Origin of the sequence: Micromonospora echinofusca (assembly GCF_900091445.1) — a bacterium.
In the GTDB taxonomy this organism is placed as follows: domain Bacteria; phylum Actinomycetota; class Actinomycetes; order Mycobacteriales; family Micromonosporaceae; genus Micromonospora; species Micromonospora echinofusca.
The window spans coordinates 1,314,601-1,332,873 of record NZ_LT607733.1 but is presented as its reverse complement, the minus strand read 5'-3'; the positions used below and the strand labels follow the sequence as shown (position 1 = coordinate 1,332,873).

General features: G+C 75.1%; 14 protein-coding genes. 8 read left to right on the top strand and 6 right to left on the bottom strand.

Annotated elements, in window-relative coordinates; all coding sequences use genetic code 11:
* Positions 1-29 precede the first annotated feature (29 nt).
* Positions 30-671, top strand: a complete 642-nt coding sequence (lipB, locus tag GA0070610_RS06160; protein WP_088999122.1) for a lipoyl(octanoyl) transferase LipB — start codon at positions 30-32, stop codon at positions 669-671.
* 183 nt (positions 672-854) lie between these two features.
* Here the strand turns inward: lipB and aspS are convergent, their stop codons facing one another.
* Complete coding sequence (aspS, locus tag GA0070610_RS06155; RefSeq protein ID WP_088999121.1) at positions 855-2,141, bottom strand: aspartate--tRNA(Asn) ligase; 1,287 nt, start codon at positions 2,139-2,141, stop codon at positions 855-857.
* Between the two features lie 387 nt (positions 2,142-2,528).
* Here aspS and lipA point away from each other — a divergent pair, with 387 nt between their 5' ends.
* Together lipA and GA0070610_RS06145 are read left to right on the top strand one after the other, a co-directional pair.
* Complete coding sequence (gene lipA / locus GA0070610_RS06150; RefSeq protein WP_088999120.1) at positions 2,529-3,578, top strand: lipoyl synthase; 1,050 nt, start codon at positions 2,529-2,531, stop codon at positions 3,576-3,578.
* Positions 3,579-4,084: 506 nt separating this feature from the next.
* Positions 4,085-4,774 (top strand): DUF4191 domain-containing protein, encoded by a 690-nt coding sequence (locus GA0070610_RS06145; RefSeq protein WP_088999119.1) that lies wholly within the window; start codon positions 4,085-4,087, stop codon positions 4,772-4,774.
* Between the two features lie 57 nt (positions 4,775-4,831).
* Here the strand turns inward: GA0070610_RS06145 and GA0070610_RS06140 are convergent, their stop codons facing one another.
* Positions 4,832-5,233, bottom strand: a complete 402-nt coding sequence (locus GA0070610_RS06140; protein WP_392567291.1) for an RDD family protein — start codon at positions 5,231-5,233, stop codon at positions 4,832-4,834.
* 309 nt (positions 5,234-5,542) lie between these two features.
* On the opposite strand from GA0070610_RS06140, the gene glnA reads away from it, so the two are divergent.
* The 3 genes from glnA (at position 5,543) to GA0070610_RS06125 (ending at position 8,666) form a co-directional block, all read left to right on the top strand.
* Positions 5,543-6,967 (top strand): type I glutamate--ammonia ligase, encoded by a 1,425-nt coding sequence (glnA, locus tag GA0070610_RS06135; protein ID WP_088999117.1) that lies wholly within the window; start codon positions 5,543-5,545, stop codon positions 6,965-6,967.
* A 353-nt stretch (positions 6,968-7,320) separates the two neighbouring features.
* A complete protein-coding gene (locus tag GA0070610_RS06130) occupies positions 7,321-7,680 on the top strand; it encodes a PadR family transcriptional regulator (protein WP_088999116.1) in 360 nt (119 codons plus the stop codon).
* On the top strand, positions 7,677-8,666 hold the full coding sequence (locus GA0070610_RS06125) for a hypothetical protein (protein WP_088999115.1): 990 nt from the start codon (positions 7,677-7,679) through the stop codon (positions 8,664-8,666). Before GA0070610_RS06130 ends, GA0070610_RS06125 begins: the two co-directional genes overlap by 4 nt.
* A gap of 119 nt (positions 8,667-8,785) precedes the next feature.
* On the opposite strand, the gene mptB (GA0070610_RS06120) is transcribed toward GA0070610_RS06125, so the two are convergent.
* A complete protein-coding gene (gene mptB / locus GA0070610_RS06120; RefSeq protein WP_089003307.1) occupies positions 8,786-10,195 on the bottom strand; it encodes a polyprenol phosphomannose-dependent alpha 1,6 mannosyltransferase MptB in 1,410 nt (469 codons plus the stop codon).
* Positions 10,196-10,347: 152 nt separating this feature from the next.
* The gene (gene mptB / locus GA0070610_RS06115) at positions 10,348-11,748 is read right to left on the bottom strand and encodes a polyprenol phosphomannose-dependent alpha 1,6 mannosyltransferase MptB (protein ID WP_172896416.1); all 1,401 of its coding nucleotides are present in this window, start codon (positions 11,746-11,748) and stop codon (positions 10,348-10,350) included.
* A 45-nt stretch (positions 11,749-11,793) separates the two neighbouring features.
* Between mptB (GA0070610_RS06115) and GA0070610_RS06110 the strand changes: the two genes are divergently transcribed.
* Positions 11,794-13,437 carry a hypothetical protein gene (locus GA0070610_RS06110; RefSeq protein ID WP_088999113.1) on the top strand — a complete coding sequence of 548 codons (1,644 nt, stop codon included), beginning with the start codon at positions 11,794-11,796 and terminating at the stop codon, positions 13,435-13,437.
* Between the two features lie 110 nt (positions 13,438-13,547).
* Positions 13,548-14,252, top strand: a complete 705-nt coding sequence (locus tag GA0070610_RS06105) for a class I SAM-dependent methyltransferase (RefSeq protein ID WP_231925935.1) — start codon at positions 13,548-13,550, stop codon at positions 14,250-14,252.
* 21 nt (positions 14,253-14,273) lie between these two features.
* Here GA0070610_RS06105 and GA0070610_RS06100 read toward each other — a convergent pair whose 3' ends face one another.
* Both GA0070610_RS06100 and GA0070610_RS06095 read right to left on the bottom strand, forming a co-directional pair.
* Positions 14,274-17,360, bottom strand: coding sequence for a bifunctional [glutamine synthetase] adenylyltransferase/[glutamine synthetase]-adenylyl-L-tyrosine phosphorylase (locus tag GA0070610_RS06100; RefSeq protein WP_088999112.1), 3,087 nt, complete (start codon positions 17,358-17,360; stop codon positions 14,274-14,276).
* Positions 17,360-18,127 carry a type 1 glutamine amidotransferase gene (locus GA0070610_RS06095; protein ID WP_088999111.1) on the bottom strand — a complete coding sequence of 256 codons (768 nt, stop codon included), beginning with the start codon at positions 18,125-18,127 and terminating at the stop codon, positions 17,360-17,362. The genes GA0070610_RS06100 and GA0070610_RS06095 overlap by 1 nt, the downstream gene beginning before the upstream one ends.
* Positions 18,128-18,273: the final 146 nt, after the last annotated feature.

Sequence of the window (18,273 nt, the reverse complement as noted above, 5' to 3'; positions counted from 1 at the left end):
CCGGCCGGTACGGGTCTAGGCTTGGCGGCGTGACCACGACGACCCCCGGCCTCACGGCCGTCCGCGCCGGTGTCCTCGACTACCAGGCCGCCTGGGACGAGCAGCGCCGCCTGCACGAGTCGGTGGTGGCCGGCGAGCGCGGTGACACCGTGCTGCTGCTGGAGCACCCGAGCGTCTACACCGCCGGCAAGCGCACGGAGCCGTGGGACCGCCCCATGGACGGCACCCCGGTCGTCGACGTCGACCGGGGCGGCAAGATCACCTGGCACGGCCCGGGGCAGTTGGTCGGCTACCCCATCGTCCGGCTGCCCGACCCGGTCGACGTGGTCGCCTACGTACGTCGCACCGAGCAGTTGCTGATCGACGTCTGCGCCGAGTTCGGGCTGACCGCCGGCCGGGTCGAGGGGCGTAGCGGCGTCTGGGTGCCCGAGGACGACCGGGGGCCGGCCCGCAAGGTGGCCGCCATCGGCATCCGCGTCGCCCGCGGGGTGACCCTGCACGGCTTCTCCATCAACTGCGACTGCGACCTCGGGCACTTCGACCGGATCGTGCCCTGCGGCATCCGCGACGCCGGCGTCACCTCCCTGACGGCCGAGCTGGGTCGCCCGGTCACCGTCGCCGACGTCCTACCGGTCGTCGAGCACCACCTCCCCACCCTCACCACCCCCTGACCCACCCTCCCCTCCCGTCCCCGGTCCGCCTCGCCGCGGTGATCAAGAAGTTTTGGTCGCGACACACCGAAGACGAAGGCAACAACCTCTTGATCACCGACAGCCAGGGCCGGCCGTCGACCGGCAGGGGCGGGCCACCGACCGACAGAGCGGTTGCCCGGGGGCGGTCGGCGGCCCGGCGGGCTATGGGGTCAGGCGGTGGAGGTCCCGGGGGAAGGCCGTGACCTCGCGGACGTTGGTTGCGCCGGTCAGGCGGGCCACGAAGCGTTCCAGCCCGATGGCGAAGCCGCCGTGCGGGGGCATCCCGTGCCGGAACGCGTCGACGTAGCCGGCGTACGGCTCGACCGGCTCGCCCCGAGCGGCGAGCGCCGCCAGGTAGTCGGCGTGCCGGTGCAGCCGCTGGCCGCCCGTCACCAGCTCCAGACCCCGGAAGAGCAGGTCGAACCCGTTCGAGTACGCGGGCCGCGCCGGGTCCGGATGGGTGTAGAAGGGCCGCTTCGCCATCGGGTAGCCGGTGACGAAGAGGAACTCCGAGCCGTGCTCCCGTCGCGCCCAGTCGCCCAGCGCCCGCTCGTGCGCCGGGGCCAGGTCCGGCTCGTCGGCCGGCGCGCCCGCGATCCGGAGCGCCTCAGTGAAGTGCACGGCCGGGATCTCCGCCGGCACGTCCGGGGCGGTGACGCCCAGCGTGGCCAGCGCGGCACCGGCCCGCTCGGTGACGCTGCCCAGCATCCCGGCCAGCGTGTCGCGCAGCACGACCATCACGTCCCGGTGGTCGGCGACGAAGCTCAGCTCGGCGTCCAGCGAGGTGTACTGCGCCAGGTGCCGGACGGTGTCGTGCGGCTCGGCCCGGAACACCGGCCCGACCTCGTAGACCCGTTCGAAGACGCCGACCATGAGCTGCTTGTAGAACTGCGGCGACTGGGCCAGGTACGCGGGCCGGCCGAACCAGTCCAGCGCGAAGACGTTCGCCCCGCTCTCGGTGGACGAGCCGACCACCTTCGGGGTGTGGATCTCCACGAAGTCGCGGGCGTCGAGCGCGGCCCGGAAGCCGGCCACCGCCGCCGCCGAGACGCGCAGCGCCGCCGCGCGGGTCGGGTGGCGCAGGGCCACCGGAGCGTGGTCGAGCTGGGTGGGCAGGCTCGCGGTGAGCGCCGGCCGGTACAGGTCGAACGGCGGCGGTACGGCGGGCGGGCCGAGCGGTCGTACCGTCGGCGCGGTCAGCTCGACCCCGGCGCGGGCCGTCGGGTTCGCGACCACCGTGCCGGTGACCTCGACGACCGTCTCCTCGGTGAGTGCCTCCACCTCGGCGCGCACGGCCGGGTCGGCGACCACCACCTGGGCGAGGCCGGCGGCGTCCCGCACGATCAGGAAGGCCACCGACTTGAGCAGGCGGCGGCGGTGCACCCAGCCGGCGATCCGGACGGGCACGCCGACATGGGCGGAGAGCTGGGTGGAAAGGATGCGTTGCACGGCGGTACCTCCTCGATAATCGCAACGCGATCCCCGGGAGGTGTGGGCGAGCGGGAAACCTCGCGGTGCCACCACACCTTCGCCCCCGCTGGCGGGGGGCCTCGTTCGTCGCCTTTTCACCGGGGCCAGCCGGGCGGGCTCTACTGGGCGAGGCACCGTCCGCGCAGTCGCGCGGCATCGGCCACCCGCCGTTCTTCCCGCAGCTCGGGAGGGTCTTCACGCGCCCGGCGCCAGACCGCCTCGCAGCAACCGGCGGCTCTCTTCAACTGGCGGGTCGGGGCGCTACTCGGCTCCGTCACAGCTCTGCCGGGCACGCTAGCACCTCCGCCGACGCTCCTGTGACGGGTTTTCCCCTGCCCCGGTGGCCGGCGTCACAAGGTTCCCGGGGTGACGCCCGTCGCCCGCGCTACATCGACGGCGGCCGTCGGGCGTAGGCTCGGTTTCGTGACGATCGAGCACTCCGCGCCGACGACCGGCCAGGCAGCGCGCACGACGACGCCCGCCCCCGAGGGGCGGCGCCTCCTGCGGATCGAGGCGCGCAACGCCGAGACGCCGATCGAGCGCAAACCGCCGTGGATCAAGGTCAAGGCCAAGATGGGGCCGGAGTACACCCAGCTGCGCGGGCTCGTCACGCGCGAGGGGCTGCACACCGTCTGCCAGGAGGCCGGCTGCCCCAACATCTACGAGTGCTGGGAGGACCGGGAGGCCACCTTCCTCATCGGTGGCGACCAGTGCACCCGGCGCTGCGACTTCTGCCAGATCGACACCGGCAAGCCGGCCGAGTTCGACGCCGACGAGCCGCGCCGCGTCGCCGAGTCGGTGGTCTCGATGGGCCTGCGCTACGCGACCATCACCGGCGTGGCCCGCGACGACCTGCCCGACGGCGGCGCCTGGCTCTACGCCGAGACCGTCCGGCAGATCCACGCCCTCCAGCCCGGCTGCGGCGTCGAGCTGCTGATCCCCGACTTCAACGCGGTCCCCGAGCAGCTCGCCGAGGTCTTCGGCGCCCGGCCGGAGGTGCTGGCGCACAACGTGGAGACCGTGCCGCGGATCTTCAAGCGGATCCGGCCGGCCTTCCGCTACGAGCGGTCGCTGGACGTGATCCGGCAGGCCCGCGCCGACGGGCTGGTCACCAAGTCCAACCTGATCCTGGGGATGGGCGAGGAGCGCGCCGAGGTCTCCCAGGCGCTGCGCGACCTGCACGACGCCGGGTGCGAGCTGATCACCATCACGCAGTACCTGCGCCCCACCCCCCGGCACCACCCCGTCACCCGCTGGGTGAAGCCGGAGGAGTTCGTCGAGCTGCGCGAGGAGGCCGAGGAGATCGGTTTCGCGGGCGTGATGAGCGGGCCGCTGGTGCGCTCGTCGTACCGGGCCGGGCGGCTCTACCGGCAGGCGCTCGAGGCCCGCGAGGGCCTGCCGGTCACCGCCGGCTGACCCACCCCGGCCGACGCGCCGGCACCGTCCGACCGCGGGCCGCCGGGCAGGTGCCATGAACGCCGGTGCGTGACCTGCTGCCGCCGGCCGTGGCGGTGCGGGGTGGTCGCTCAGCGCCGCGGCCGCCGTCTCCGCGAGCGACAGCAGCGCCCGGCCGAGGGGGTACGGCTGCCCGTCGGCCCGCCACGCCGCGACCGCCGTACGCCAGGCGCCGAGCGCCTCGACCGCCGCCGCGGCGTCGGCCGCGAGCGTGCCCACCTGCTCGGGGTCGAGCCGGGACAGCTGCGCGACGACGTCGGCGAGCAGCTGGACCCGTTCCGGCCCGTCCGGCCCTCCGTTGGCCAGCCGGTACGCCTCCCGCAGCTCGGCCGCCGGGGGCATGGGTTGCCGCCCGATCCTCGCCCGCCGCCCCTCCTTACCCCGGGCCGTCGGGGCGCCGGGGCGGCGTAAGGTACTCAGCCCGGCCGCGGGCAGGGCGACGTGCGGCGACCACTAGACTCTGCGGCATGGCAAAGCCCCAGGAGAAGGTCTCGTTCGGCCAGCGGCTGAAGCAGATCGGGATGGTGTTCAAGTTCACCGCCAAGCAGGACCGGTGGTTCGCGCCGATGGCCGCCGGCGCGGTGCTGATCCCGCTCGCGCTCACCGTGGTCGCGGTCATGCTCTGGAGCTGGATCTGGCTGCCGCTGGGCATTCTGTTCGCCCTGCTCTGCCTGCTGATCGTGCTCAACCTGCGCTCCAACCGGGCGATGATGAACGCCGCCGAGGGGCAGCCCGGCGCGGCGGCCCAGATCATGGAGAACATGCGCGGCGACTGGCGGGTCACCCCGGCGGTCAGCTCCACCACGCAGATGGACATGGTCCACCTCGTCATCGGCCGGCCCGGGGTGATCCTGCTGGCGGAGGGCAACCCGCAGCGGGTACGCGGCCTGCTCGGCCAGGAGAAGCGGCGGCTGGCGAAGGTGATCGGCTCCGCGCCGCTGTTCGACTACGTGATCGGCCAGGAGGAGGGCGAGCTGCCCATCCGCAAGCTGCGGATGACGCTCATGCGGCTGCCGCGCAGCCTCAGCGGCAAGGACGTCAACTCGCTGGACAAGCGACTCAAGGCGCTCACCGCCCGCCCGCAGATGCCCAAGGGCGCGATCCCGAAGAACATGCGGCCCGCGCGGGGCGCGTTCCGCCAGACGCGCGGTCGCTGACCCACGACGCGTACGCGAAGAGCCGGACCCTCTCGCAGGGCCCGGCTCTCGTCTGTGTCAGGAGCGGGGGGCGTCGGTGACGACGGAGCCCGTCAGACGGTCGTGCAGGCCGCGGCGGTGGCCGTCCATCAGCAGGGCCGGAACGACCAGGGCGAGCAGCAGACCGCGCAGCAGGGCCCGGGCCACCCCGATGCGGCCGCCGTCGGCCCAGGCGACGCAGCGGATCTTCGTGATGAACATGCCCGGCGTCTGCGCGAAGAGCCCGAGGAAGAAGCCGTACTCGACGATCAGCACGAGCACGGGCGCCCACCCGTCGCGGACCGGGTCGGCGAAGCCCCTGGCGGCGAGGAGGCAGAGCACCCAGTCGATCACCAGCGCGCCGAACCGGCGGCCCAGGCTGGGCGGGGTGAAGGCGGGATCCGACGCGGGCGGTACGGGGCGATCATGCGGGTTGGTCACAGCGGTCAAGGGTATCCAGGTCGCATGGACGGATCGGGGACGACCGCCCGTGGCGGGGTGGGCGCGCGCCGTGCGCCTGACCGGGCGGGCGACGGTGGGCGGACGACAAAAAGGGGCGAAGGCGAGCAACTGTCAATAGAATGGCACAGCCGATGACGTCCGGCCGCCCGGTTTCGGCCCGTCCGAGCGGCGCGGATGACGCTCCGCGAGGGACGTAACACGGCAGAAACACTCAAGACATGGCCGGGCAACCGCGCGGCCATAGCGTCGCCAGGAGCCTAGCCACCCGTGGACGTGCCAGGAGGACGTGTGTTCGCCAATCCCGAGGAACTCCTGCGATACCTCAAGAACGAGGACGTGAAGTTCGTCGACGTACGTTTCTGTGACCTGCCCGGCGTGATGCAGCACTTCAACCTGCCGGTCGAGTCTGTCGACGATGCCTTCTTCACCGAGGGCCTGGCCTTCGACGGTTCGTCGATCCGCGGTTTCCAGGCGATCCACGAGTCGGACATGCTCCTGCTCCCGGACGTCGCCACCGCCTTCATCGACCCCTTCCGGGCGCAGAAGACCCTCGCGCTCAACTTCTTCATCCACGACCCGTTCACCCGCGAGGCCTACAGCCGGGACCCGCGCAACGTGGCGAAGAAGGCCGAGGCCTACCTGGCCGCCAGCGGCATCGCCGACACCGCCTACTTCGGCGCGGAGGCGGAGTTCTACATCTTCGACTCCATCCGCCACGAGACCTCGGCCCACCAGTCGTTCTACTACATCGACTCCGTCGAGGGCGCCTGGAACAGCGGGCGTGAGGAGCCGGGCGGCAACCGCGGCTACAAGACCCCCTACAAGGGTGGCTACTTCCCGGTGCCGCCGGTCGACCACTACGCCGACCTGCGCGACAGCATCGTGCGCCGCCTCGTCGACAGCGGGTTCACGGTGGAGCGCTCGCACCACGAGGTGGGCACCGCCGGCCAGTCCGAGATCAACTACCGGTTCTCGACGCTGCTGCACGCCGCCGACCAGCTCCAGCTCTTCAAGTACATCGTGAAGAACGAGACCTGGGCCAACGGCAAGACCGCGACCTTTATGCCGAAGCCGCTCTTCGGCGACAACGGCTCCGGCATGCACACCCACCAGAGCCTCTGGCTCAACGGCGAGCCGCTGTTCTACGACGAGACCGGCTACGCCGGCCTGTCCGACATGGCCCGCTGGTACATCGGCGGTCTGCTGCACCACGCCCCGTCGCTGCTGGCCTTCACCAACCCGACCATCAACTCGTACCGCCGGCTGGTGCCGGGCTTCGAGGCGCCGGTCAACCTGGTCTACTCCCAGCGCAACCGCTCCGCCTGCACCCGCATCCCCGTCACGGGCAACAACCCGAAGGCCAAGCGGGTCGAGTTCCGCGTACCGGACCCGTCGGCCAACGTCTACCTCGCCTTCTCGGCGATGATGATGGCCGGCCTGGACGGCATCAAGAGCAAGATCGAGCCGCCGGCGCCGATCGACAAGGACCTCTACGACCTCCCGCCGGAGGAGTGGGGCGACGTCAAGCAGGTGCCCGGCTCGCTGTCGGCGGTGCTCGACTCCCTCGAGGCCGACCACGACTACCTGCTCGACGGCGGTGTCTTCACCCCCGACCTGATCTCCACCTGGATCGAGTGGAAGCGCACCAACGAGGTCGACCCGGTGCGCCTGCGCCCGACCCCGCACGAGTTCGCCATGTACTTCGACTGCTGACGCATCAACCACGCAGGAAGGCCCCGGGTCCGCCCGGGGCCTTCCTGCGTGTCGCCCCCCTACCGGGGTACGCGCCGGCCCGTCCGACCCACCCGCACCCGGCCCGACCGGCTCCGCGATCCCGGCCGGTGGAACACCATGGGTGTCACCGGTGGGCTTTGACACCCGTGGTGTTCCACCCGACGCGCGATCGGCGCCCAGTCATCCCTACCGCGCCCGTCGAGGCGGCGGTGCGGGGGACCGCGACGCCGAAGGGCGCAGCCGCAACGCCGGCACGGCCGGACGGCGCGGCCGGAGCAGGTTCAGCGCGTAACGGGCCGCCGCATACCTTCGCGTCCGATATATTGCGGGGCGTGGACACACCGCTGCGCGAACCCACCTTCCTGATCCTCACCGCGCTGGCCGGCGAGCCGATGCACGGCTACGGACTGATCGGCGAGGTCGCCGCCCTCTCCGACGGGCGCGTGTCGCTGCGCCCCGGCACCCTCTACGGGGCGCTCGACCGGCTGACCGACGCCGGCCTGGTCGAGGTCGACCGCGAGGAGGTGGTGGACGGCCGGCTGCGCCGCTACTACCGCCTCTCCCCCGCCGGCGACGCCACGCTGGCCGCCGAGACCGAGCGCCTGCGCCGCAACGTCGAGGCGGCCACCGCCCGGCTGCGCGCCCGCGCGACCCGGCCGCTCGCCCCGCGTACCGCCGGGGGTCTGGCATGAGCGAGTTGGAGCGGCGCTACCACCGCCTGCTGCGCGCCTACCCGGCCGAATACCGGCGGACGCGCGGCGCGGAGATCGTCGGCACGTACCTCGACCTGGCCGGCCCGGGACGGCGCTGGCCCTCGCCCGGGGATGCCGCGGACCTGCTGCGCGGCGGCCTGCGCCAGCGGCTGCGGGCCGCCGGGGCCGCCGACCTGGTCCCGGGCGTACGCCTCGCCGCCGTCCTCGCCTTCCTCACCGCGACCGCGCTGGCGGGGGTCTGGTCGGTGATGGAACTGCGCCCGCCGCCGGCGCAGTGGGGCGTGCCGCACGCCGGGCCGTTCGTCTCGCTCGGAGTCGGGGTGTGGGGCGTCTGGTTGTTCGCCGCGGCGGTACACGCGGTGGCGCCGGGCCGGTGGACCCGCCGGGGCGTGGCCCTCGCCCTGCTGATCACGGTGGCGGTCGTGCCGGCGGCGGCCCTCGCCGGCCTGCCCCGCCCCCCGCTGTTGGTGCTGCTGCCGCAGGTCGGGCTGGGGCTGGTGGCGCTCGCCCTGCCCGAACGGCTGCCGGCGCGGCTCCAGGCGGCACCTCTGCTCGCCTTCGGCGCCGCAGGCCTCGCGGGCCTCAACCTGCTACCCCGCTACGGCGGCTACCACGGCTGGCCGGCGGAGCAGATCCTGCCCGGCGCCGCCGTGGTGCTGCTCGTGGTGGTGCTGCTGCTCGGCATGGGGCTCACGCTGCGGGCCGACCACCGGGGCGGCTGGGCGTTGCTGGTGCTACTCACCCCGATCGGCCTGCTGTCGCTGCACATCCTGGCCGGGATGGCGGACGGCCTGCTCAATGGTGCGACCCGGCCGGGGTTGAGCGCGCTCGCCGCGACGGCCGTCGTGGTCGGGCTGGCCGGCCCCGCCCTGCTGCCGCTGACCATCGCCCTGCACAAGCGCATGCGCCGGCCCGGCCCGGTCGGACCTGACGCCCGTTGCCCGACCTGCGGCAGGCACCGCTGACCGTCCCGCACGCGTCACGTATAGACCTTGGAGAGAAACGGCCCCTCCGGGGGCCCTTCCGTGCCAAGATCTCGCAGCGGCAGACGCGGCGGGAGAGCGCAGGAAGGGGACGGGGCCTTTCAGTCCGGGCGCGCGGCACCGGTCCGGCGCAGCCGGAGCAGGCCCCACACCGTGAGCCCGAGCGCCAGCGCAGTCATCGCCAGCGCGCCGGGGGCCTTGCTGAACCGGGCCAGGTTGGTGCCGTCGGGCAGGGTGAGGAAGGCCGCCACCGCGCAGGGCGCCACGAACCAGGTCGTCCGCGCCGCGGCGACCGCGAGCACCGCCAGGGGCCAGGTGGCGTACCAGGGGTGGAACACCGGCGCCAGCACGACCGTGGCGGCCAGCGCCAGTCCGGCCCCGAACAGGGCGGCTGAGGGGCGGGCGTCGTTTAGGCGGGCCGCCCGTTGCCGGACGTCGTTCAGCCGACGCAGACCCGACCACGCGCGCCACCACAGCGCCGCCACCGCCACCGCGAGCAGCAGCAGGGCCACCGCGCGGGTGACCGGCACCGCGCCCGGTTCCCGGCCGGCGAGCCCACCCGCGTAGTCGACGACGAAGCCGAGCGCCGTGGGCGGGGAGGTCCACTGCTCGGAGTCGCCGCTGCGGGTCAGCCCGCCGACCCAGCCGACGCCGAGGCCGGACAGCAGCGAGGTGGCCGCCACCGCGCCGATCACCCCGCCGGCCAGCCAGCCGCCGTCGCGCAGCAGCGCCCGCAGGGTGTGGCGGCCGAGGACGGCCGCGAGCGCCGCGAACGGGAGCACCACCACGGCGGTCGCCTTCACGGTCACCGCCAGCCCGAGCAGCGCCCCGGCCAGCAGCAGCGGCCCCGGCCTGCCGGGCCGACGGACCAGCACCAGCAGGCCCGGCAGGAGCAGGCCGAGCATCACCGCGTCGTTGTGCGCACCGGCCACCAGGTGCACCCCGACCAGCGGGCTGGCCAGCGCCAGCCAGGCCGCCCGGCGGGTGGGCACCCCGGCGGCCCGGGCCAGCCCCGGCAGGCATCCGGCAGCCAGCAGCACCCCGGCGACCGCGAGCAGGCGGAACGCCACGACCGCGCCCACCAGGCCGCCGCCGAGCGTCACGGCGAGCGCGGCGAGCAGCACGAAGACCGGCCCGTACGGCGCCGGCGTGTCCCGCCAGATCGGCGCGACCGCGTCCGCCCAGGGGCAACCGGCCTCGGCCACGCCGGTGGCGTACGGGTCGACGCCGTGCGCGTACGCCCAGCCCTGACAGGCGTACGAGTAGACGTCCCGGCTGCCCAGCGGCGGGGCCGCCAGCAGCGGCAGCGCCCACAGCCCGGCGGTGAGGTACGCCCACCGCGTCGTCGGCGCGCCACCGCGCAGCGCCCACCAGGCGCCGACCATCAGCCCGGTGCCGCCCAGCCACAGCGCGACGGTCCACGGCTCGTCGGCCGGGCCCGGCGCAGGGGCGGCCCGGGGCAGCGCGCCGCCGAGCCAGCCGGCGACGATCAGCAGCACCGCCCCGACCAGGCCGGCCCAGCGGGCGGACCGGGCGGCGCCGGGCGACGGCGGCGGGGGCCCGGATGGCGGCGGGCCCGGGGGCGGCGGCGGGGATCCGGGCGGCTGCGGGATGCCGGGCGAGGCCGGCGGAGCGCCGGGAGTGGTCACCGGCGTACCTCTCCTCAGTCCACGACGGCCGGCCGACGTGCCGCCCGAGCCGACCGTACCAAGCGGACCACCATCACGATCACGAACAGCGTCATCAGCGGCGCCCCGACGGTCTTGGTGTACCGGGGCAGCCCCGTACCGTCGGCGAGCACCAGGAACGACGAGACGATCGCGACGACCATGAACCATCCGGTGCGCCGGGCCGAGGCCGCGAGCACCGCCAGCGGCCACACCCAGTACCAGGGGTGGAAGAGCGGCGCGAGCGCGACCGTGGCGGCCAGTGCCAGACCGGCGTGCCAGATCGGCTCCCGGTGCCGGGCCCGCCACCACAGCCAGAGCAGCACCAGCGCCAGCGCCGCCATGCCGATCCCCCGGGTGACCGGCAGCGGATCACCGTGCCAGCCGAACGGCGCGGCGAGGTAGCCGACGGTCTGGCCCACCGCCGTCGACGGCGAGGTCCAGGCGATCACCAGGCCGCCCTGTTCCAGCCCGGTCACCCAGCCGAAACCCAGGCCGGTGGCGATGGTCGCGCCGACCACGGCGGCGACCGCCCCGCCGACCACCCACCCGCCGTCGCGCACCAGCGCCCTGATCGAGTACGCCCCGACGATCGCGGCCAACGCCGCGAACGGCACCACGACCAGCGCGGTCACCTTGATGGCGGCGGCGAGCCCGAGCAGCACTCCCCCACCGAGCAGCGGCCCGGGGCGGCCCGGCCGGGACACCACCACCGCCAGTCCGGCGACGAGCAGCCCCACCATCAGCGCGTCGTTGTGCGCCCCCGAGACCAGGTGCACCCCGATCACCGGCGAGCCCAGCGCCAGCCAGACGGCCCGGCCGGCCGGTACGCCGCAGCGGCGGGCCAGCGCCGGCAGGCTGGCCGCCGTCAGCCCGATGCCGGCCACGGCGAGCAGCCGGAACAGCACGATGCTGCCGACCAGCGACCCGGTCGCCTCCACCACCGCACCGGCGAGCAGCACGAACAGCGGCCCGTACGGGGCCGAGGTGTCCCGCCAGATGTAGGAGACGGTGTCCAGCCACGGGCACGGCAGCGCCGAGACGCCCTGCTCGTACGGGTTCAGACCGGCGGCGTAGCTGGCGCCCTGGCAGGCGTACGCGTACACGTCCCGGCTGCCCAGCGGCGGCGTGACCAGCAGCGGCAGCAGCCACAGCCCGACGGTGACCAGCGCCCAGCGGGTCGACGGCACCCCGTCGCGCAGCGCCCACCAGGCGTACGCCATCAGACCGGTGCCGACCGCCCAGGTGGCGATGATCAGCGGGCCGTACGGGCCCTGCCAGATGCTGACCGGGGTGGGGCGCAGGTTGCCGTGGGGGAACGCTCCGCCGAGGAACGCGGCCACGGCGAGCAGGGTCGAACCGGCGAGGCCGAGCCAGCGCGCGAGGTGGTGAGGCACGCCGGACATGCTGCCAGTACGGTGGTTCGCGGTACGGAGGTGGGCATGCGGCGCAGTCGGGTGGTGGCGGTGGCCGCCGCATCCGCCGTGCTCCTCGGCGTGGCCTACCTCGCCCTCCCACCGACCGGTTCCGACCTCGCCGCGCAGGTCGCGCGGGCCGGCTTCTTCGCCGCGCACGGCCCCACTCCGGTGGACCTGCGCTGGTACGGCGGCGTGCAGCAGTTCGGCTACAGCCTCGTCTCCCAGCCGGTGATGGCGCTGCTCGGGGTGCGGGTCACCGGCGTGCTGGCCCTGGCGGCGGCGGCCACCGCGTTCGCGGCGCTGCTGGTGCGCACCGGAGTGCCCCGTCCGCTGCTCGGCAGCCTGGTGGGGGTGCTCACCATCGCCGGGAACCTGGTCTCGGGCCGCGTGACGTACGGCCTCGGGGTGGCCTTCGGCCTCGGCGCGTTGCTCGCACTCACCCTCCCCCGCGTCCCGGCCGACGCCGGCCCGTACCGGGGCGTGCGCCGCCGGCAGCTCATCAGGCTGGGGCTGGCGGCGGTCGCCGCGATGCTGGCCTCGGCCACGAGTCCGGTGGCGGGCCTCTTCGTCGGCCTGGCCGGCGCGGCGCTGCTGCTGACCCGCCGCTACGCCGACGGCCTCACCCTCGGCGTCGCCGCCGCGCTGCCGCTCGGGCTGACCGCCCTGCTCTTCGGCGACGGCGGCTGGATGAACATCAGCCGCACCGACACGGTCCGCGCCGTGGTGACCAGCATGCTCGTGGCCGCGCTGGTGGGGTACCGGCCGGTGCGGGTGGGGGCGCTGCTCTCGGCGGCCGGGGTACTGGCGGCGGCGCTGGTGCACACCCCGGTCGGGCTGAACGCCACCCGGCTGGCCGTCATGTTCGCCCTGCCCCTGCTGGCCGCCGCGGCCCGCCCTCCGGCCAGGCTGACGGCGTGGCTCGCCCGGCGCGCCCGCACCGGTGCGCCGTCCGCCGCGCAGACCGCCCGGACCGAAGCTGGGGGCAGTGTCGCGCTGGCCGCGCTGCTGGCGGCGGTGTGCTGGTGGCAGCCGCCGGTGCCCCCCGCCGACCTGCACAGCGTCGACGACCCGACCAGCCGGGCGGCCTACTTCGCGCCGCTGCGCGCGTTCCTCGACGGACAGCGGCTCACCGGCCGGGTGGAGGTCCCGCCGACCCGCAACTACTGGGAGGCGGCAAGGCTGGGCGAGGTGCCGCTGGCCCGGGGCTGGCTGCGGCAGGCCGACATCGACCGCAACCCGCTCTTCTTCACCGCCGTGCCGGGTGCGTCCGGCACCGGCGTGCCGCTGACCGCCGCGAGCTACCGGGACTGGCTCACCGAGAACGCCGTGCAGTTCGTCGCGGTGCCGGACGCCCCGCTGTCCTGGGTCGGGCGGGCCGAGGCCGAGCTGGTCGAGGGCGGGCTGCCCTACCTGACGCCCGTCTGGTCCGGCCCGCACTGGCAGGTCTGGACGGTGACCGATCCGACCCCGATCGTCGGCGCACCTGCCGAACTGCTCGCCCAGGACGGCGCTTCGGTTACGTTCCGGGCACCAGCCGCCGGCACGGTGTTGGTCCGGGTACGACACAACCGCTGGCTGACCGCCTCCGGCGGGGCCACGGTCGCCAACGACGGCGGCTGGACGGCGGTGACCGTACCGCGCGCCGGGCAGTACCGGCTCGGCAGCTGACCACTCGTACGCGGATTTGCCGATCCGGCAACGTTGCTTGCTCATTACGCCGCTGGGCGCGCACGATCGGCGTGGCAGGGCACGCAGGCAGCGCAGCAGGAGGACGAGACGTGCACCACGACACGACGGCCGGGCAGCACCGGCACGAGCACACCCCGGCGGCCACCGGTCAGGGCGGGCGGCACCCGGACGTGGACGAGGAGACCGCGCGGTTCTGGGAGGAGCACTACGGGCGGCACGAGCGGGTCTGGAGCGGCCGGGCGAACCCGATCCTGGTCGACGTCGCCGGCGCGGTGCCGGCCGGCACCGTGCTGGATCTCGGTTGCGGGGAGGGCGGCGACGCGCTCTGGCTGGCCGGGCGGGGCTGGCGGGTGACCGCCGTCGACGTCTCCGAGACCGCCCTCGCCCGCGCGGCCGAGGAGGCGAGCGCCGCCGGGGTGGCGTCCCACATCGAGTTCCGCCGGCACGACCTCACCCGCACCTTCCCGCCCGGCGAGTACGACCTGGTCTCCGCGCAGTTCCTCCAGTCGCCGCTGGAGTTCCCCCGGGCGGAGCTGCTGCGCTCGGCGGCCCGGGCCGTGGCCCCCGGCGGCCGGCTGTTGATCGTCGAGCACGGCGAGGTCCCGCCGTGGGGGCGGCACGACCACGCGCACGCCCGCTTCTCCACCCCTCAGGAGACCCTGGCCGCGCTCGACCTCGACCCCGACCGGTGGGACACCGAGCGGCTCGACGCCCCGCGCCGCCAGGCCACCGGCCCGAACGGCGAGACCGGCGAACTGGTCGACCACGTGGTGCTGGTCCACCGCCGCCGCTGAGGACCCGGCCGCCCGGCGGGCTCAGGAGTCGAGCACGCGTTCCATCGCCGTCCGGGAGCGGCGGCAGGTGCGCAGATACTCGTCGAGGAACTCGCCGGGGTCGTCGCGGCCCAGCAGCCGGACCACCCCGGCCAGCTCGACGCCGTGCCGGGGCAGCTGGTCGCCTTCCCGGCCCCGGACCAGCATCAGCGCGTTGCGGACCTGCGCCGCCAGCGTCCAGCCGGCCGCCATCTCGGTGGCGTCCGTCGGGTCGACCAGGCCCGCGTCCCGGGCCGCCGCGAGGGCGTCGAGCGTACGCGTGCCGCGCAGCGCCGGGATCGCTCCCGCGTGCCGGAGCTGGAGCAGCTGCACCGCCCACTCGACGTCGGCGAGGCCACCCCGCCCGAGCTTGGTGTGGGTGGCCGGGTCGGCGCCCCGGGGCAGCCGCTCGTGCTCCACCCGCGCCTTGATCCGGCGGATCTCCACCACCTGCTCGCGGCTCAGCCCGTCGGCCGGGTAGCGCACCGGGTGGATTATCGCCTCGAACTCGGCGCCGAGGTCGGCGTCGCCGCAGACGAACCGGGCGCGCAGCAGCGCCTGCGCCTCCCACACCTTCGACCAGCGGGCGTAGTACTGCGCGTACGCGGCGAGGCTGCGCACCAGCGGGCCCTGCCGGCCCTCCGGGCGCAGGTCGGCGTCCACGCCCAGCGCCGGGTCGGGCGCGGGCATCCCGAGCAGCCGGCGCAGCTCCTCCGCGATCGCGCGGGCGACGCCGGCCGCGCGATCGCCCGCGTCGGCCGGTGCGTCGTAGACGAAGAGCACGTCGGCGTCGGAGAGGTAGTTCGACTCGTACCCGCCGAGGCGACCCACGCCGATCACGGCGAAGCGCAGCCCCGGCACGGGCGGTTGGGCGGCCCGGGCGGCCCGCAGCGCGGCGGCCAGGGTGGCGTCGGTGACGTCCGCCAGGGCGGTGCCGACGGCGGTCACGTCGGCGAGGCCCAGCGCCGCCCGTGCGCCGTCGGGCCGGGGCGGCGACGGGGCCAGCGAGCCGGCCCGGCTCAGCAGGTCGGCGCAGGCGATCCGGACGAGTTCCCGGCGGCGCAGCGCGCGGATCGCCCGGGTGGCCTCGACCGGGTCGGCGTGCCGGGCCGCGGCGGCGGCGAAGCCCTCGCAGAGGACCGCAGCGGGACGGGGGGTCAGCTCGCTCTCCTCGGCCAGCATCCGCAGCGCCTCCGGCTCGCGGGCCAGCAGGTCGGCGGCGTACCGGGAGGAGGAGAGCACCCGGGCCAGCCGGCGGGCCACCGGCCCGGAGTCGCGCAGCAGGCGCAGGTACCAGGGCGTGCTGCCGAGCTTGTCGGACACCTGCCGGTAGTTGAGCAGGCCCCGGTCGGGCTCGGGGGCGTCGGCGAACTCGCTGAGCAGCACCGGCAGCAGGGTGCGCTGGATGGCGGCGGTGCGACTCACCCCGCCGGTGAGGGCCTGGAGGTGACGCAGCGCCCCGGCGGGGTCGGCGAAGCCGAGGATCTCCAGCCGGTGCCGGGCCGCCTCGGGGGTCAGCCGCAGCCCGTCGGCCGGCACCCGGGCCACCGACTCCAGCAGCGGCCGGTAGAGCAGCTTTGCGTGCAGCCGGCGTACCTCGGCGGCGTGGGTGACCCACTCGGCGCGGAACTCCTCGACGGCGCTGCGGCCCGGCGTGGCGGTGTGGCCCAGCGCGGCGGCCAGCCAGCGCAGCGCGGCCGGCTCGGTCGGCACGGTGTGGGTGCGGCGCAGCCCCTGGAGCTGGAGACGGTGCTCGACGCCGCGCAGGAAGCGGTAGCCGCGCAGCAGCGCCTCGCCATCGGCCCGCCCGACGTAGCCGCCGGCGACCAGCGCGCGTAGCGCCGGGATCGTGCCCGGTACCCGCAGCGACTCGTCGCCCCGGCCGTGCACCAGTTGCAGCAGTTGCACGGCGAACTCGATGTCGCGCAGCCCGCCCGGGCCGCGCTTGATCTCGCGCTCCAGCTCCTTCGGCGGGATGTGGTCGATGATCTTGCGCCGCATGGCGCGGACGTCCTCGACCGCCTCGGGCCGCTCGGCGGCCCGCCACACCAGCGGGGCGAGCTGGTCGATCCACTCCCGGCCCAGCGCCAGATCACCGGCCGCCGGCCGCGCCTTGAGCAGCGCCTGGAACTCCCAGGTGCGCGCCCAGCGCCGGTAGTAGGCGAGGTGACTGGCCAGCGTCCGCACCAGCGGCCCCCGGTTGCCCTCCGGGCGCAGGGCCGCGTCGACCGGCCAGGCGACCAGCCCGCAGACGTGGATCAGCCGGGTCGCGACCGTGGTGGCCGCCGCGAGGTCGTCGTCCTCGGCGGCCACGAAGATCACGTCGACGTCGGAGACGTAGTTCAGCTCGTCGCCGCCGCACTTGCCCATCGCCACGACGGCGAGCCGGGGCCGGGGGGTGCCCTCCGGCAGCTCGCCGACCGCGATCTCGTACGCCGCCGCCAGGGTCGCGTCGGCCAGCGCGGAGAGCGCCGCCATCGTCTGCTCCAGGCCCCGGCCGCCGGTCAGGTCGGCCGCCGCGATCCGCAGCAGCGCCAGCCGGTATGCCTTGCGCAGCACCGCCACCGGCTGCCCCTCGCCGGACAGGTCGAGCCGTCCCTCGGCCGTCGGCGCCAGCCCGTCCGGAGCCGTGCGCAGGGCCGGCCACTGGTCGGGGTTGGCGACCAGGTGGTCGCCGAGCGCGGACGAGGCGCCGAGGACGGCGATCAGCCGGCGGCGCAGGCCGGCGTCGTCGGCGAGCGCCGCCAGCAGCGCCGAGGGCGCCTGCTCCGGGGCCACCCGAGGCTCGGCCTCGATCGGCGTCCCGGGGTGGGCCTTCCCCCGGGGACGACCGACGGCGGGGCCGGTGCCGTTCGCGGCCACCCGGCGCTCGGCCTCGACGAGGCGGTGCAGCTGGCGCAGCGCCAGATCCGGGTCGGCGGCCCGGGAGAGCGCGGCGAGCAGCTCCGCCGCGCGGTCGTCGGCGGGCTCCTGCGCGTCCGGCCGCCACAGCCCGAGCCCGTCCGGGCCGAGCATGTCGGCGGCGCGGGTGGCGTCGGTGCCGAAGCCGTAGCGGGCGAGCCGTCCCGCGGCCCTGGCCGGCCGGCTCATCACTGCCCGAGCAGGGGCAGGCTACGGCGGGGCGCGGCGTCGTCCAGCTCGCCCAGGGCCAGGGCGGCGAACCGGGCGGCGAACGGCTGCCAGACCTCCTCGACGTCGACCATCACGTCGTGGCAGGCCGCCACCACCAGGTCGGGGTCGTAGCCCAGCTCGGCGAGCAGGGTCGAGTCGGCGGCCCAGTCGGCGATCATCGCGGTGTCGCACTCGATGTGGAACTGCAACCCCCAGGCCCGGTCGCCGAGGCGGAACGCCTGGTGGGGGTAGCGGGTGGAGGCGGCCAGCAGGGTGGCGCCCCGGGGCAGCTCGGTGATCTCGTCGGCGTGCCACTGGAACACGTCGGGCATCAGCGGAACGTAGCGGAACAGCGGGTCGGTGTCGGCGGCGTCCCGCTTGCCGACCACGCAGGGCCCGACCTCCGGGCCGCTCGGGCTGCGTACGGCCTCGCCGGCGTGCGCGGTGGCCAGCAGCTGCGCGCCGAGGCAGATGCCGAGGGTCGGCACCCGGTGCCGGACGGCCTTGCGTAGCAGCCCCTCCAGCGCCGGCAGCCAGGGCGCGGCGGGCGACCCGTCGGGCAGCGGGTACGGCGCCAGCGCGCCGCCGAGCACGACCAGCGCGGAGTATCCCGCCAGGTCGGCCGGGATCTCGTCACCGGCGTGGGCGCGTACCACCCACAGGTCGAGGCCGGCTTCCGTCAGCCACTCCCCCAGCCGGCGGACGTCGTCGGTCGGGTCGTTCTCGATCACCAGCGCGGTAGCCACGACGTCGAGGCTAGCCGGTGTCCCCGACGCACCCCGGAACGCCTCCGCCGGGCGCGGCGACGACGGGTGGTCCGTGCGGGTGGCCCCGGCGCGTGCCCGGCGCCGTGCCCGCGCGACTAGGCTCAGCCGCTGTGTCCGACCACGCC

What these genes read in the sequence shown, in the direction of transcription:
- GA0070610_RS06145 (WP_088999119.1), top strand. Translation starts at nt 4,085, where the DNA reads ATGGCAAAGCCCCAGGAGAAGGTCTCGTTCGGCCAGCGGCTGAAGCAG.
- GA0070610_RS06125 (WP_088999115.1), top strand. Translation starts at nt 7,677, where the DNA reads ATGAGCGAGTTGGAGCGGCGCTACCACCGCCTGCTGCGCGCCTACCCG.
- GA0070610_RS06110 (WP_088999113.1), top strand. Translation starts at nt 11,794, where the DNA reads ATGCGGCGCAGTCGGGTGGTGGCGGTGGCCGCCGCATCCGCCGTGCTC.
- GA0070610_RS06100 (WP_088999112.1), bottom strand. Translation starts at nt 17,360, where the DNA reads ATGAGCCGGCCGGCCAGGGCCGCGGGACGGCTCGCCCGCTACGGCTTC.